We start from the raw sequence: 13962 nt of genomic DNA, 5'->3' as shown, positions 1-13962 counted from the left end.
TTTTCGCCTCCTATAATGTTTCTCTTAACATCATTATAAGAGTTACACTCCCTTCTAAGTGTGATATACATCACACCTTAATCATTTTTCTCTTAAAAATGTGACATTGTTTACAGCCTTATTTTCCTAAACCATATTACATTTAAGTTAACAAAAAAATTGGAAGGTGATGAGCATGCTAACAGGAATCATTTTAGCCGGAGGACCTAATGATTATGTAAAAGGTCATCATAGATCCCTTCTACTACATCATAATGAGCTAAGGATCTTATGTCAGATCAAAAAAATGAGTCAAATTGCAGATGAGATCATTATCGTTACAAATAATCCTAGAGAGTTACTACCACACGTGCCAACAAATATTCGCATCATTACGGACTTTTATCCAAATAGGGGACCTATAGGAGGATTGCATGCCGGACTATCTCTCGCTAGAACAGAAATAGCGTGGGTTATTGAAGTAGACACACTTTCCATTTCAGCATCTATGACAAGTAAACTAATTAAAAACGTATTGCGCTATCATGTAGATGGCGCAATTCCATTTGTGGATGGGACACTTAAACCTCTACAGGGCGTCTATAGGACAAGTACAAAAGCAACCTTAACGAAGTTACTTCAACAAGAAGATACCACTCTGTCTACTTTTCTAGAAAACATTCAGACCGTTTCAGTGAGCTCTAATTCAGACTATAAAATCCGATCACATCATACGCCCCAATAGACATGGTGAATTCACCATGTCTATCCTTTTGATAGGAACATGCTTTTCTCATCAAAAGGTGATAATATAACGGTGATGCAAACTAATGTCATATTAATCATATACATATGGATATGGGTGAACTTAATGAAAAAAACATCCGTTATTGTTGGAATACTTTTCTTTATTGTGGCTGGTCTCATAGTTGTGCTTTCTACACAAAATGAAACTGAACCTCAGCAGCCGTCTGAGCTGCTCACGACCTATCGGAACATCTCTCAACAAACTGAGGAGAATACAGCTATTAAGAATGCTTCCTTAACGCTTTCGGCGGTGGGAGATATACTCATTCACGACCGAGTTTATGAAAAGGCAGTAGTAGGCAATGGATTTAACTTTAATCCAATGCTTGAAGATGTTCAAAACCAATTAAAGAAATCTGATATTACGATCGCCAATCAAGAAACCGTCATCGGCGGGACATCAATCGGCCTTTCATCTTATCCTTCTTTTAATAGTCCAACAGAAGTTGGGGACACACTTAAAAATTCCGGAGTAGATATTGTATCGATGGCGAACAACCATACTTTAGACCGAGGAGAAAAAGCCATCCAAAATGCGATTAAACATTGGAACAAAATCGAAGTTCTTTATACAGGAAGTTATGTTTCAAAAAAAGATCGCACTATCATTAGAACGATTGAACATAATGGGATAACGCTGGCTTTTCTCTCCTATACTTACGGAACCAATGGCCTCCGCCCTCCTGGAAATAAACCTTATCTCGTGAACTATATTGATAAACAACTCATAACTCAAGATATTCAAAAAGCCAAAAAGGTAGCGGATGGGGTAGTTGTAAGCTTACACTTTGGAAATGAATATGAACGCTATCCAAACAATAACCAGCTAGAACTTAGTTCTTATGTAGCTGAAGCGGGAGCAAACCTGATTTTAGGTCATCACCCCCACGTTCTCCAGCCGTTAGAATGGATTGAAACAAAGGACAAACGCAATGTATTGGTTGCCTATTCACTAGGTAATTTTTGGTCAGGTCAAAAAGGGGATTACAAAGATATCGGAGGCATTCTTGAGGTTCAATTCATCAAAAAGAATTTCCGAGGAAACTCTATGCTCTCAATCACTTCCCCAGCATTTACACCAACTTATGTAGATAATGAGTATAAAGTCCACCTGCTAAGTGAAGTGAAACCTGATTTATTAAATGAAATGAATCTTCATATGAAGCAGTGGATGCCAGATTTACAGGTTCCAAAACCATAAGAAAAAAGCCCGTTGTCAACGATAACGGGCTTTTTTCTACGATAGGGTATATCAACCATCAACAACAAGATTATGACCATTAATATAACTTGCGTCCTCACTTGATAGAAAGTAAACCACTTTTGCGATTTCAAGAGGCGTTCCAAATGACCCTCTAGGATGTTGTTTATAGGCTTTCTGAAACCCATCCTCTGTGCCATATAACTTCCGAGCAAGAGGGGTATCAATTGGTCCTGGCGAAATAACGTTCACACGTATTTTCCGCTTCGCATAACGACTTGCCAATGATTTCGATAGTGAGACGATACCTGCCTCTGTTGCATTGTAAGCTGGAAGAGCTGCGATGGAGGTTCTCAATGCGTTACTTAAAAAAGCATATTCCATGTATCTGGACCAACAATCCCATCTACTGATAATCCTTTTCTTTTCTGATAAGCCCTTACAGCCTTTTCAGTTGCGGGTCCAAAGATACCATCTGGGTTCACATTAACCGCTCGTTGAACGGCTTCTACATCTTTGCCACGATCGCCATTCATCACATATCGACCAGGGTAAGGTCTTACTGGAGCATTCATAGAGAACCCACCTTTTGGAGCTCGCTTCAACGCACCAAGTGTTTTGGGACCAACAATCCCATCTTCCACTAGACCTGTTAATCGCTGAAACTTCTCAACTGCTTCCTGTGTTTCTCTTCCAAAAATACCGTCCGCCCCAAATTCACGCAGGTCCATTCCTACACGAATGAGAAGGTCTTGAATTCTCTCAACTTCTTTCCCACGATCACCTGCACTAACAATAAGTGTGCTAGTAGTAGATTTCACCTTCCCAGGGCTACTTATTTCTTTAAAGTTTTTCCAAACGCCTGTTACATCTTCAATAAAAGTCGACCATGTAATTCCATAGCGATTTAATGCATTCTCAGGGTCTGTTCTACGTGTTGGATCAAGTGTTGAGTGGGCAACTATATCTGATTCAGGATCGAGTTTATATTTATCACATAAATAAGCATGGTACCAAACATAGCGGTCATAGGCCTCTATAAAGGATATACCTCCTCCCCAACAAAGTTCCACACCGATCGCCTTATCGTTCGCATCTCCATTGTAAAGAAGATTGTCCTTTTCCGTTACATAACGTACATGCCATGCTTTTTCAGTTAATGGAATGATTTCAAGAATAATCGAATCATCAATAAACGTATGAGCAGACGCTGAGATAATATTTTTAGCAAAATAGGCTCGATTTACGTATGCCGTTGAACCTGGATTACCTGTATCATGAGCGACAATAAAGCTAATTCCATCATTTTTTTCTTTTGGTCTGGACTTGCCTTTATCGATATAGTCTCTAGTAATTGTATATTTTGAATTACTTGCCATTATTTCACTCTCCCTTTCTTTTCTTCCCCCCTCCTCTCTAATATCCATCATATGTAAACAAATCTTATCTGGCTCGCTTCTTTGTGTCTTATCAAATAAAATTAGTCAGGTGCTGAGTAGCCCTGACTAATTTATTGATTCTTCGTTATCAATTAGACGATCATTCATAAACCCTTCCCAATCACTAAATTGATAAAGAGTCGGAGTGAGCACCAATTTTTCTAATATCCCTGCATATGTTTCTTTGTTGTTATCATCAATTAACGTTGATAGAGCTGTTCGAATCATTTCTGCTTCTCTACGCGTTATGTTCATATGAAGTCCTCCTTTCCCCTTTTTACATAATTTCTCCGATAGACGTCATAATCATGTGCTTTTTTTGCCAGAATAACGATGAGGTGAACACAAAATGAATCAGGGAATGAATACAGCTTTATCAGCGATCCTGCTAGCACAAGGGTTAAAAATAGTAACACATAAAGCGAAATCGGGACATTGGGATTGGCACCCTTTCTTTCAAACGGGAGGAATGCCAAGTTCTCATTCTGCAGGTGTTTCTGCTTTAGCTACTTACACAGCATTAAAAACAGGAAAAAGCTCTGTCGAAACAGCACTGGCTGTCGTATTTGGAGTGATCGTCATGTATGATGCACAGGGTATTCGACGACATACGGGCGAGATCGCTCGATTGGTCAATGACCTAGATGAAGACTTCGAACTATTATCGGGGCACTATCCTGATTTATTTCACGCGAGACGAGATGTTGAACTCAATGAACTTCTAGGTCATCAGCCTGCTGAAGTGGCCGGTGGTGCTTTGCTAGGGATTGGCCTTGGGTTAATAGGTTATTTCTCGAGGAAATAATTAACAAATAAAAAGTTGACAATACTTCTCAAGCGTGTATAATGTGTAGTTGGGGTAACAAAAACCCGATATTAACAACTAGCTCCTTTAAAATAAGGAGAACTAAAATTCATAACTGGAAAGGTATGAACAGCATGATTCTAATTGGCTTGTATCAAGTTAATGGCCATACTACAATTGCTGTTGATCCTCCTCACTCACACTGGCGCGGCTTCGGAGCCGTAAGGATGGAAGAGAGGTAGGGCTTTCGTTGTTTGAGAGATCAACAGATCTCTATGGTATGTTTACCGCGGCAATGAAGGAGTTACTGTTAATAAATAACGATCGTTATATAAAACGTAGAAAGAGCGCATCTAAGCGATGCGCTCTTTATCAATTTATAGAGAGTTGCCTTCATCTTTTCTAACAATGATGTCGGCAATCACGCCTCCAGTATAGAGGATGGATGAAATAATTCCACTAACACCAAATGCACCTAATGCAATAATCCAGCGCATTGGATAAGGTTCTTCAATAGTTGAATAATTTGGTAAGTTTTCTCCAAGGGTAATACCAATGAATATAGCGGCCACAATACCTGCTAGTAATGTGTATACTGACATTTTTCTAAGTAAATATCCGTTCACGTTCATTACCTCCTTCTCTCCTAATCATTCCCTCTAAATAAGCAACAAAACATGAAAGGAATCTGATCAATAGTGAAATATTGCACTGGTCATTATTTATTCCCCGGTGTTTATTGTGGTAAAACCATAGAGCTAGGTAAAGAGAGAAAGTATTGAACTACGGCTACTATGTTAAAATAAGATGAAACACTACAAAAGTGCACCAATCATGATAGTGTTAACGACATAAAGTACTGATACGACATTTAACAGAAGCCCCCTGTGGCCAACTATATACGATAATAAAGGAGTAACGATATGACAATGTTTGATCAACACCCTTTTCTTTCTGAAAACTGGCAAGCTGCCGGCTTTAGTAATTTCTCAATGGTTCAAGAACAAGCCATCCCTCGGATTTTGAACGGAGAAGACTTACTAGTTGAAGCTCCAACCGGCACTGGAAAAACACTTGCTTATCTTTTACCGATAATGCAAATGCTTGATCCAGATAAAAAAAATACACAGGCTATTATTCTTGCTCCTACGCGAGAACTCGCCATGCAGGTTTTTGAAGTTTCTCAACAATTCCTAAAGGGCAGTAACATGACAGCTGCTTCAATGATTGGGGGAGCTGCTATTAAACGACAGTTAGACAAACTTAAGAAGCACCCCCAGCTCATTGTTGGTACACCCAATAGGATTGCTGAGCTAATTGATATGAAGAAATTGAAAATGAACGAAGTAAGAACCCTTGTAGCCGATGAAGCTGATCAAGTGCTACATCCGTCTACCTTTGAAGATGTCTCCTATATTTGTCAATCTGCACTTAGAGATTGTCAGCTCCTTTTCTTCTCTGCCACGCTCAGTGATAAAGTGCTATTGCAGGCAAAGAAACTATCTGATAATCCATCCGTCTTAAGCATCAAGGCTACAGCAGAAGACAAAAAAGCGATTGACCACAGTTACTATGTGACAAATCGACGAGAGAAGCCAGAATTACTGCGGAAGCTAGCTCGTAAAGACGGTGTAAAAGCGCTAGCCTTTGTTAACAACAGTAACTACCTCTCTCGATTGAAAGACATTCTTGCAACTAAGAAAATTTCATTCGATGTATTAGATAGTTCGACAAATAAAACGGAAAGAAAGAATGTATTAAATCGTTTCCGTAATGACCAAATCCAATTGCTTATAACAACTGACCTTGCTGCAAGAGGACTAGACATCGATAATATTACTCATGTTTTCCACTATGATTTATCTGAAGATGCAAGAACATACCTGCATCGCTCAGGACGAACAGGACGCATGGGGAAAGAGGGTTCAGTTGTCACGCTATTGCTCCCTGGTGAAGAAAAGTATCTTGAGAAAATTACCCAAAAGCTAGATCTTGAACTCACTAGAAAGAACGTGCCAAGACCATCTACTACTAAATCTCGTAAGCGTCATTAAGTAAAATACAAAAAGCGGTCTTTCATCGATAATTATCGATGAAAGACCGCTTTTTGGTTCTATTAATCCCCATTAAACATATCGAAAAGACCTCGTGCCATGCTTCCCTCGCCCTTACTTCCACCTGGCGTTTGAGGCATAGCTGCAAATACTCTGCTTGCAAGACGACTAAACGGAAGTGACTGCACCCATACGGTTCCAGGCCCTTTAAGCGTTACAAAAAACAGCCCTTCTCCTCCAAATAAAGCTGTCTTTACTCCTTTAACAAACTCGATATTGTAATCCACCTCTCCAGTCATCGCCACTAAACAACCCGTATCAAGACGAAGCGTTTCCCCCATTTGAAGCTCCTTTTTGTGGATCGTTCCTCCAGCATGGACAAAAGCCATACCATCTCCCTCTAGCTTCTGCATGATGAACCCTTCTCCTCCAAAGAAACCAGTGCCTAATTTCTTCTGAAGCTCGATACCTACTGATACGCCTTTTGCTGCAGCTAGAAAAGCATCCTTTTGACAAATAATCTTCTTATCCCATTCACTTAAATCCATGGGGATAATTTTCCCAGGATAAGGTGAAGCAAAAGATACATGCTTCTTCTCTTTTCCTTCATTTGTAAAAGCTGTCATAAACAAACTCTCGCCAGTTAAAACCCGCTTACCTGCACTAAATAATTTCCCCATTATCCCGCTTTGTTGACCACTTCCATCGCCAAAAATAGTCTCCATTTCAATATGATCTTCCATCATCATAAGGCTCCCTGCTTCAGCAATAACGGTTTCCCCTGGATCAAGTTCAACTTCTACAAACTGCATATCATCCCCATATAGTTTAAAATCTATTTCGTGGTTGTTCATTCACAGCTCTCCCTTTTATTATAGTGATAGCTATACGTTCTAACATAATGAAAGGTTTCGAATTCCTTACAGTAAAAAACCTGCTCCACAGGGAGACAGGCTTTTCACTCTTTACTTTGTACGGGCCATTTCTTTTTCATCCAGCGGGGATACGCGTTTTACTGTTCGGCAAACTTCTTCTATATCAAATGGTTTAGCAAAATGAGTAATTGCTCCTAGTTTCATAAATTCTTGCACGAGCTGTAATTCACCATATGCAGTCATAAAAATAACCTGAACTTTTTCATCAAACTTCTTTAACGCTTTAAAGACTTCTAATCCATCCATACCGGGCATTTTCAAATCGAGGATTACGAGATCAGGACATTCCTGCTTAAAAAGCTCAATTGCCGTCAAACCGTTCGCAGCTTGAAGTGTTTGATACCCTTCTTTCTTAAATAGTTCACCCAATAACACTCGAATGCCATACTGGTCGTCCACAATTAATATCTTCTTCATCGTATGCCCACCTTTTTTGCGATATAGTCTCAGATCATGTGACTTCCTATCATTATTGTGCATCATCTAAAGCCGATTGAAAATAACTTCGTCGAAACTAGTCACGAGATTACAAATCTCGCACATTTTCGCCCTATCAAACGTTCATTATCAAGAAATGTAAGCGCATTATAGAAGACAGACGTTCTTTTTTACCATTTTACAACTTTTTACTGATTTTTCGTTTTATTTTATGAGACAGGGGAAGAGTTTACTAGAACAAATTGAGGAGGGTATATCTAACCATGACTGGTCCTACAATCCAGACGATTAAAGAAATTGAGAACAAAGCTATGAAAGATCATCGAGAGGCATCAGAAGCAAGAAATGTTGTAAGAGAAGCTACAAAAGTGAATTCAATCCATCCCTCATAGACCATAATTTAACTATAAAGCTAGAAAAGCAGATAGGCGCATATGCGCCTATCTGCTTTTCTACATCAATGAAACAACCGCCGTTTGGCGGTTGTTCATTATTTATTTTATTTACGCTTGCGATAAGTTCTCTTCAGTTCCATTTCAGCTGCTTCGTCTAACGTTTCGGGATTGTCTGGATCTCTTTCAAGAGTTCTTTCTACATCACGTTCAATCACATCATCAAACGTTTCAGTACCTTCTGTTTCGACGATTATCTTTTCGATATCGCGATTAACGACTGTAGACATTGGAACTTCCGACTCGTCTAACTCTGCTGCTCGCTTGATTGAATAACCGCTTACTAATGCTTCTTCCTCTGCAGCAGGTGTTTCTTTCTCACCTTTGCGATTCTTCACTTTGTCCACAATGTCATTTGATTTAGTTTTGACGGATTGAGCAAAAGCGCTCGATTTATTTTTCATGTTACCTGATACTTCTACACTTTTATCTTTTGCCTTTGTCACACTATCACTAATATCATTTCTAAGCTCTTTTCCAGCCTTTGGTGCAAGCAGAACACCAGCTGCTGCTCCTACCATACTACCTGCTATGGCAGCTATTGCCGGACCTTTAAACTGACTTTCTGACTTCACTGGATCTGTTCGATCAATACGAATCACTTCTCTAGTTGAGGATGAATATCCTTCTGGTGCTGGCTCGCGTTCAACCTTCACCTCATGGTTTGATTTTGAATCTTTCATCGTTATCCTTCCTCCTTAACAGATTGAATGTTTGATTTCTTAAATCGATACTTTTCCCACATTGCCAGAGCAGTACTTCCCCAATTCGCCGCCTCTGCAGCTTTTCCCTGCTTCGACTCAACACCTTTTTCAACAGAGTGGCTTAGCTTAGAAAAAGAGCGTGATAAATTTTGAAGAGAATCTCCTGTTTCTTTAACTGACTCAAACACTGGTGAGAATTGACCGACCTTTGATTGAACTTCATCAGCAAGTACATTTGTTTTATGCAACATCATTGTGGTTTCTTTCGATAATCCATTGATCTGCCCTTGTAAAGAATCGATCATTTCTGCTGTGTTAGAAAGAGTTTTTTCAGTAGATTTCAACACTTTAATTAAAAATACGCTTAATACTGCGAACACGATTGCGATAATAGCTACCGCTACATAAAGAATAATTTCCATTACGATGCCTCCTACTTCTATTTGAATATAATTACCAATACCCTAGAGCAGGAAATATAATCATAAAATTAACGAGCCGTAAAATAACTTTATACTAAAAACACTTCTTCAATAGTTGTTTTCAGCCTACTAAATAAAGGAAATTGAGCCTCTTGAGGTGAGAGGCCTTCTAGTAAACTATTGTAAATCGACTCATAATACCACTTTTGCTTTTCTCGACCACGGTTAAACCTCTGCCAAATTTGTTCTCCTACTTGATCATAATCTTGTTTGATTGTCGTTAAGTTGTGAAGTTTATCAGCACAAGTGATTTGTTTTACTGAAAATGGCGCTTTCTTCATCTTTTCAATCGTATGTTCCTTTCTTTTTTCCCATTCTAATTGCTTATCAGTTTCAGAACACGCCGCTACTAAATTCGCCACAACTTGACCAAACTCTTCATTCAACATTTCATACGTCATTGACGTATCCTCTATCACATCGTGAAGAATTCCTGCTGCAATCGTTTCTTCACAAGCTCCTGATTCCATTAAATAGAATCCAACTGTTATTGGGTGGGAAAGATAAGGGAGTGTTGATACTTTCCTATATTGGCCATCATGAGCCAATGCTGCTATTTCGACTGCTTTCTCAATGATTTTCATATACAATTCCTTCTTTCTGATCACGTTTTAACGGGAATCGCCTTTGATAAGTCACCATTCTCCAAATCCATTCGATTGGTCCATACTTAAATTTAGATAGCCAGACTCTACTGAAGCCGATTTGTATAAGAAAAATACAAATTAATATAAGAACCCCCGTGCTTACTTCTGTTTCTCCATAAAAACCTAATCCATAATTGTAGAAAATAAGCGTACTAACAATAGATTGCATTAAATAATTCGTAAGAGCCATTTTCCCTACCCATTCAAGCGGTTTAAGACTTCTTCCTGAATAATAAATTAGGGAGATTGCCGCCATATAAAAGAGTGAAACAAGTGGTCCACCGAGACTATCCTGAAGATGCGTAAAGGCGTAAGATTCAAAAACAAAAGGCGTTAACTTCACCAAGAATCCTAGTGAGCCGATAACGAGTAACTTTTTCACTAATAATAACTGAATGCGATTCCCATTGAACCATCCTTCTTTCGCAAAAGCTGCCCCTATTAAAAAATAAGGAAAAATAGAAAATAGAAGAAAAACGCCACTTACTCCTCCATTTACGTAATACCAATCACTAACTCGTTCATTTAAAATCTCAATATAGCTTCCCGAACCATACACCAAAATCGAATTTCTTATCGCTTCCGAGTCATGCGATGTTAAGTCAGCCATATTAAACGGTAGCAACAAGAGAAAGAATATGACGGCATAAAACAACCATAATCCCAGACCTATTTGCAATAGTCGTTTCCCTTCCATTCGAATAAAGAAGAGTAGCAACAAGCCACATAGACTATACGTAAATAGAATATCTCCATGCCAAATGGCAACAAAATGAAAGATTCCAATGATAAATAGGAATAGCAAGCGTCTTAGCATTATAGGAAGAAATCTAGAGCCACGTGATGTTACTCGATTTTGTAGAATAATAAAACCATACCCAAACAAGAAAGAAAATAACGGGTAGAAACTGCCTTGTGCAAAAAAATCAATAAGGTTCATGACAAGCTGATTCCATTGATCACCCCAGTAGTTTATTTTATCAACGTACATCCATGGAGAATGAAAATCGACCATGTTAACAAAAAAAATACCAAGCAAAGCAAAACCACGCATGGCATCAATAGATTTAATTCGATCACTTGTACTTGTAGGATTTAGGGCTGCATTCTTCATTTCATTCATCCTTTACTTGAGTTCTTTTCCTTTCAGAAATCGTTCCACATCATCACAGCGTTCTCCTTCTTTTGACTCTTCTTATCAGATATTAGAAGGATGACCAGCATGAATTTCTATTCTCAAATAAGACATTTTGAATATATTTCAAGGAAAATCTACCCAGTTTACATCAAACTATTCTATAATAAACACACACACAAATTATGGAAACATTACTATATGAAACCCTTCGCGCATGCAGATCGTCTTTTGTTTGAAGGGCCGAAGGAGGAAGGCGCAACCTTGGGGAACAAAGAACCAACAGAATATCTTGACCTTACCAATAAGGAAGCGGTCCTTGAAATGATAATGGATGAATACGGTGAAAGTGTTGTTTGGCTTGCTTTCAGTTATTTAAAAGACAAAGAAAAAGCGGAAGATGTTGCACAAGAAGTCTTTATTGCTTGCTATACAAAATTAGATACTTTTAATATGGAAGCCTCACTCAAATCCTGGGTATTAACTATAACTGCGAATAAATGTAAAGACGTACTCAAAAGCTGGTCTTATCGAAATATTGTGTTTGCTCAATCCTTATTAAATACATTTAAACATAGCAGCTCTGAACCTGACATGGCCTTAATTGGGTCAGAAGAAAATAAAGAACTTACTACAAATGTTCTTAAACTTCCAGCCAAATATCGAGAAGTCATTTTTCTTCATTACTTTGAGGATTTAAAGGTTCAAGAAATCAGTGATTTGTTATCAATTAAAGAAAACTCGGTTAAAACAAGATTACGGCGTGCCAGGATGCTACTTAAAGAAATGTACTAAGGAGGGTGACAATGGACAAACGATTGAAAGACCTTCGTTCGCGAATGATCGATACAAAAGCTGTCACCTTCGATCATACTCATAAAGATCATATTCGAAGAAGAATTAAGGATACAACCATTTCTAGATTCAATCTGATAAAATCTCTACAAAACTTTTTTCCTATTGCACTAACTTACCTTACTCTTCTTTTCCTAGTAGTTAGCACTGGACTATTTGCAGCATCTGAAGTTGGCCTTTTACCTAAGAATAGTTCTGTTAGCGTTAGTGAACATTCTCTTACAAAAGAAATGTTATATGAAAATGTCCTTGCCTCTACAGAAATGATTGATATACAGAAGGATCAGGAAAAAGTTCGCTCTATTGCCCATTCGTACTTAGAAAATCAGCGTAACTGGAAGATCACCAATCATAGCGCTACCTATGGAACTCATTCCACTGTTCTTGTTCAAGGTAAAATCACAGAAGGATATTTTGACAAGATGACTTTCAGTATCTGGATTGAACCAGAAACCGGTCTTCCATTAAACTTTGTAATTCGCAATCAAGAAAGTAGTGTCCTTGAACAATTTAAACTACCTGACGAAACACTCGCCCATGTTGAGCGGCAAAATTAAAGGCTCCCGTTTTGAAACGGGAGCCTTTATTAACTATTTGCATGTGTCATCTAATACTCGGGAAGTATTTAATAGAAACTCCCGATCAAGATCAGGAAGTTCATCGAGATCAATACTTGTTAGTAAGTATTGATGGAATCTCTGAACATCTGCTTTAATTTCTTTGCGTTGACCATCCGCGGTTAAAATAAGTGCATCCAGTATACCATTTAACATGGATACATCGTCTTTACCGTAGTGTCTAATCTGATAAAAGGCCTTATAAAGATATTGAAAGAAAGGCTTAGGCGTAGTTAATACACGTAAATTTCTCTTCTCATCAAAAAACGCTTCCTTAGGTTCATACGTATGGCCAATTTTGGCGAGAATTGTACCAATTCGATTCGTGCAGTTCACAGCTGTGTGAGGATCATTAACAGAGGGAGAAATAGCCCTAAGAGCAATATCAACTAGTTTTTGAATTGAAAATTCTAAGTCTTGGTCATTTATTCTCTCTGTTCCAATTGCAATGATATTTAATATGTCACTTGATGAAACCGAAGAAGCATCTTTGGCCCAAATCGTGGCAATCCTAGACCCGTTTTGTACATAGTTTCCTACATCTGCATCTAGTCTTAGTACACTTTCATATTTAGTAGCCAAGTTAACTAGTTTAGCGTAAGGTATTCGCTGAATGTAGCCCATTTTCTTACTGTATATCGGTATACCAGCCTCTTCTTTTAGCTCTTCTTCTTCCCATCTATCCCACTTTTCAAAAGTTTCGCCTTCATGTAATTCATTTTTACTTTCTACAAGGTATAGCGATCTGCGCGTGATTTTTTCAATCAGATTGTTGACCTGAACGAAAGTAGCCGAATGATGAATAAACAATACAAAGAACAATAAACACGCAATCGCAAGGATCACTGTTAAGAGAGGTGATAAGATAATTCGACCTTCCTTACCAGTTAATAGAAGCATGTTCACAAGGGCAAAGATAAATCCTGCCACAAAAACACCTAGCACGTGCTGTGTAAAGCGGTCAGAAATAAAATCTTGTAACACCCTCGGTGAGAACTGTGAAGAATAGGTTGTCAGCACAACCATAATAGATGAAAATGAAATGGTTGTCATCGTTAATATAGCCGTAATTAACGGTGCATATAGTGCCTGAGCGATTTTCTCGGTAGCTAGAAATAGTTTTGGAATTGTTCCATCCAGTTGCGAAATGTACATAATGTCAATCCAAGTACTAAGAGCGACAACTACGATAGATATGATGCCATATACGACTGGAAGGAACCAGAAGCTGTTGCGTAAATTAATCGATGTCTTAGAAAAATTCATGTGCAAAATCCTCTTTCACTATTGTGTCATCTCTTTCTTGTTCCCTCATTCATTTGAGCTAATCCCAATATTTAATGATGGATTAATATCCCATGTGAGTAGCCGTGCTTTGTAATATACCTCATGCTCTTCTGATGATCCGAATG

18 protein-coding genes and 1 pseudogene are annotated in these 13962 nt (G+C 38.4%); 7 read left to right on the top strand and 12 right to left on the bottom strand.

Going from position 1 to position 13962, the window contains the following annotated elements; genetic code table 11:
* The first annotated feature begins 175 nt into the window (after positions 1–175).
* Both ABVF21_RS12895 and ABVF21_RS12890 read left to right on the top strand, forming a co-directional pair.
* The gene (locus ABVF21_RS12895; RefSeq protein WP_303535359.1) at positions 176–724 is read left to right on the top strand and encodes an NTP transferase domain-containing protein; all 549 of its coding nucleotides are present in this window, start codon (positions 176–178) and stop codon (positions 722–724) included.
* A 126-nt stretch (positions 725–850) separates the two neighbouring features.
* Positions 851–1987 carry a CapA family protein gene (locus tag ABVF21_RS12890; RefSeq protein ID WP_303535360.1) on the top strand — a complete coding sequence of 379 codons (1137 nt, stop codon included), beginning with the start codon at positions 851–853 and terminating at the stop codon, positions 1985–1987.
* A gap of 51 nt (positions 1988–2038) precedes the next feature.
* On the opposite strand, the gene ABVF21_RS12885 is transcribed toward ABVF21_RS12890, so the two are convergent.
* The 4 genes and pseudogenes from ABVF21_RS12885 to ABVF21_RS12870 form a co-directional block, all read right to left on the bottom strand.
* Complete coding sequence (locus tag ABVF21_RS12885; protein WP_303535361.1) at positions 2039–2371, bottom strand: SDR family NAD(P)-dependent oxidoreductase; 333 nt, start codon at positions 2369–2371, stop codon at positions 2039–2041.
* Positions 2353–2808 carry a peptidoglycan-binding domain-containing protein gene (locus ABVF21_RS12880; RefSeq protein WP_303535432.1) on the bottom strand — a complete coding sequence of 152 codons (456 nt, stop codon included), beginning with the start codon at positions 2806–2808 and terminating at the stop codon, positions 2353–2355. Before ABVF21_RS12880 ends, ABVF21_RS12885 begins: the two co-directional genes overlap by 19 nt.
* A 21-nt stretch (positions 2809–2829) precedes the next feature.
* Positions 2830–3366: pseudogene (locus tag ABVF21_RS12875) on the bottom strand (peptidoglycan recognition protein family protein); the annotation flags it as partial.
* A gap of 126 nt (positions 3367–3492) precedes the next feature.
* Complete coding sequence (locus ABVF21_RS12870; RefSeq protein WP_194219165.1) at positions 3493–3681, bottom strand: hypothetical protein; 189 nt, start codon at positions 3679–3681, stop codon at positions 3493–3495.
* A 94-nt stretch (positions 3682–3775) separates the two neighbouring features.
* Between ABVF21_RS12870 and ABVF21_RS12865 the strand changes: the two genes are divergently transcribed.
* Positions 3776–4231, top strand: coding sequence for a divergent PAP2 family protein (locus tag ABVF21_RS12865; RefSeq protein WP_303535363.1), 456 nt, complete (start codon positions 3776–3778; stop codon positions 4229–4231).
* Between the two features lie 377 nt (positions 4232–4608).
* Here ABVF21_RS12865 and ABVF21_RS12860 read toward each other — a convergent pair whose 3' ends face one another.
* The gene (locus ABVF21_RS12860) at positions 4609–4857 is read right to left on the bottom strand and encodes a hypothetical protein (RefSeq protein WP_226614886.1); all 249 of its coding nucleotides are present in this window, start codon (positions 4855–4857) and stop codon (positions 4609–4611) included.
* A 297-nt stretch (positions 4858–5154) separates the two neighbouring features.
* Between ABVF21_RS12860 and ABVF21_RS12855 the strand changes: the two genes are divergently transcribed.
* Complete coding sequence (locus ABVF21_RS12855; RefSeq protein WP_303535365.1) at positions 5155–6285, top strand: DEAD/DEAH box helicase; 1131 nt, start codon at positions 5155–5157, stop codon at positions 6283–6285.
* A 62-nt stretch (positions 6286–6347) separates the two neighbouring features.
* On the opposite strand, the gene ABVF21_RS12850 is transcribed toward ABVF21_RS12855, so the two are convergent.
* Together ABVF21_RS12850 and ABVF21_RS12845 are read right to left on the bottom strand one after the other, a co-directional pair.
* Positions 6348–7139, bottom strand: a complete 792-nt coding sequence (locus tag ABVF21_RS12850) for a TIGR00266 family protein (RefSeq protein WP_194219161.1) — start codon at positions 7137–7139, stop codon at positions 6348–6350.
* A gap of 111 nt (positions 7140–7250) precedes the next feature.
* Positions 7251–7637, bottom strand: a complete 387-nt coding sequence (locus ABVF21_RS12845; protein ID WP_194219160.1) for a response regulator — start codon at positions 7635–7637, stop codon at positions 7251–7253.
* Positions 7638–7921: 284 nt separating this feature from the next.
* On the opposite strand from ABVF21_RS12845, the gene ABVF21_RS12840 reads away from it, so the two are divergent.
* Entirely contained in the window at positions 7922–8050 is a 129-nt protein-coding gene (locus ABVF21_RS12840; RefSeq protein WP_255622845.1) for a hypothetical protein, read from the top strand.
* Positions 8051–8157: 107 nt separating this feature from the next.
* Here the strand turns inward: ABVF21_RS12840 and ABVF21_RS12835 are convergent, their stop codons facing one another.
* From ABVF21_RS12835 to ABVF21_RS12820, 4 genes are all read right to left on the bottom strand, one after another.
* Positions 8158–8793, bottom strand: coding sequence for a YtxH domain-containing protein (locus tag ABVF21_RS12835; RefSeq protein ID WP_371018323.1), 636 nt, complete (start codon positions 8791–8793; stop codon positions 8158–8160).
* Between the two features lie 2 nt (positions 8794–8795).
* Positions 8796–9236, bottom strand: coding sequence for a DUF948 domain-containing protein (locus ABVF21_RS12830; protein ID WP_303535367.1), 441 nt, complete (start codon positions 9234–9236; stop codon positions 8796–8798).
* An 89-nt stretch (positions 9237–9325) separates the two neighbouring features.
* The gene (locus tag ABVF21_RS12825; RefSeq protein ID WP_303535368.1) at positions 9326–9880 is read right to left on the bottom strand and encodes an HD domain-containing protein; all 555 of its coding nucleotides are present in this window, start codon (positions 9878–9880) and stop codon (positions 9326–9328) included.
* A complete protein-coding gene (locus ABVF21_RS12820; protein WP_371018322.1) occupies positions 9867–11057 on the bottom strand; it encodes a DUF418 domain-containing protein in 1191 nt (396 codons plus the stop codon). The genes ABVF21_RS12825 and ABVF21_RS12820 overlap by 14 nt, the downstream gene beginning before the upstream one ends.
* 285 nt (positions 11058–11342) lie before the next feature.
* On the opposite strand from ABVF21_RS12820, the gene ABVF21_RS12815 reads away from it, so the two are divergent.
* Both ABVF21_RS12815 and ABVF21_RS12810 read left to right on the top strand, forming a co-directional pair.
* Positions 11343–11873: a sigma-70 family RNA polymerase sigma factor gene (locus ABVF21_RS12815; protein ID WP_303535370.1), complete on the top strand. Its 531-nt coding sequence runs from the start codon at positions 11343–11345 to the stop codon at positions 11871–11873.
* An 11-nt stretch (positions 11874–11884) separates the two neighbouring features.
* A complete protein-coding gene (locus ABVF21_RS12810; RefSeq protein WP_371018321.1) occupies positions 11885–12490 on the top strand; it encodes a hypothetical protein in 606 nt (201 codons plus the stop codon).
* A gap of 33 nt (positions 12491–12523) precedes the next feature.
* On the opposite strand, the gene ABVF21_RS12805 is transcribed toward ABVF21_RS12810, so the two are convergent.
* Entirely contained in the window at positions 12524–13816 is a 1293-nt protein-coding gene (locus ABVF21_RS12805; RefSeq protein WP_371018320.1) for a DUF2254 domain-containing protein, read from the bottom strand.
* Positions 13817–13962: the final 146 nt, after the last annotated feature.

Source organism: Pseudalkalibacillus sp. JSM 102089 (assembly GCF_041366475.1).
Lineage (GTDB): Bacteria > Bacillota > Bacilli > Bacillales > Guptibacillaceae > Guptibacillus > Guptibacillus hwajinpoensis_B.
Note: the sequence above shows the minus strand (reverse complement) of the source record. Positions and strands in the feature narration are given on the sequence as shown.

Bases quoted from the DNA above. Each gene is read 5' to 3' on its own strand.
- ABVF21_RS12895 (WP_303535359.1), top strand. From the start codon at position 176: ATGCTAACAGGAATCATTTTAGCCGGAGGACCTAATGATTATGTAAAA.
- ABVF21_RS12890 (WP_303535360.1), top strand. From the start codon at position 851: ATGAAAAAAACATCCGTTATTGTTGGAATACTTTTCTTTATTGTGGCT.
- ABVF21_RS12885 (WP_303535361.1), bottom strand. From the start codon at position 2,371: ATGGAATATGCTTTTTTAAGTAACGCATTGAGAACCTCCATCGCAGCT.
- ABVF21_RS12870 (WP_194219165.1), bottom strand. From the start codon at position 3,681: ATGAACATAACGCGTAGAGAAGCAGAAATGATTCGAACAGCTCTATCA.
- ABVF21_RS12865 (WP_303535363.1), top strand. From the start codon at position 3,776: ATGAATCAGGGAATGAATACAGCTTTATCAGCGATCCTGCTAGCACAA.
- ABVF21_RS12855 (WP_303535365.1), top strand. From the start codon at position 5,155: ATGACAATGTTTGATCAACACCCTTTTCTTTCTGAAAACTGGCAAGCT.
- ABVF21_RS12850 (WP_194219161.1), bottom strand. From the start codon at position 7,139: ATGAACAACCACGAAATAGATTTTAAACTATATGGGGATGATATGCAG.
- ABVF21_RS12845 (WP_194219160.1), bottom strand. From the start codon at position 7,637: ATGAAGAAGATATTAATTGTGGACGACCAGTATGGCATTCGAGTGTTA.
- ABVF21_RS12840 (WP_255622845.1), top strand. From the start codon at position 7,922: ATGACTGGTCCTACAATCCAGACGATTAAAGAAATTGAGAACAAAGCT.
- ABVF21_RS12835 (WP_371018323.1), bottom strand. From the start codon at position 8,793: ATGAAAGATTCAAAATCAAACCATGAGGTGAAGGTTGAACGCGAGCCA.
- ABVF21_RS12830 (WP_303535367.1), bottom strand. From the start codon at position 9,236: ATGGAAATTATTCTTTATGTAGCGGTAGCTATTATCGCAATCGTGTTC.
- ABVF21_RS12825 (WP_303535368.1), bottom strand. From the start codon at position 9,880: ATGAAAATCATTGAGAAAGCAGTCGAAATAGCAGCATTGGCTCATGAT.
- ABVF21_RS12820 (WP_371018322.1), bottom strand. From the start codon at position 11,057: ATGAAGAATGCAGCCCTAAATCCTACAAGTACAAGTGATCGAATTAAA.
- ABVF21_RS12810 (WP_371018321.1), top strand. From the start codon at position 11,885: ATGGACAAACGATTGAAAGACCTTCGTTCGCGAATGATCGATACAAAA.
- ABVF21_RS12805 (WP_371018320.1), bottom strand. From the start codon at position 13,816: ATGAATTTTTCTAAGACATCGATTAATTTACGCAACAGCTTCTGGTTC.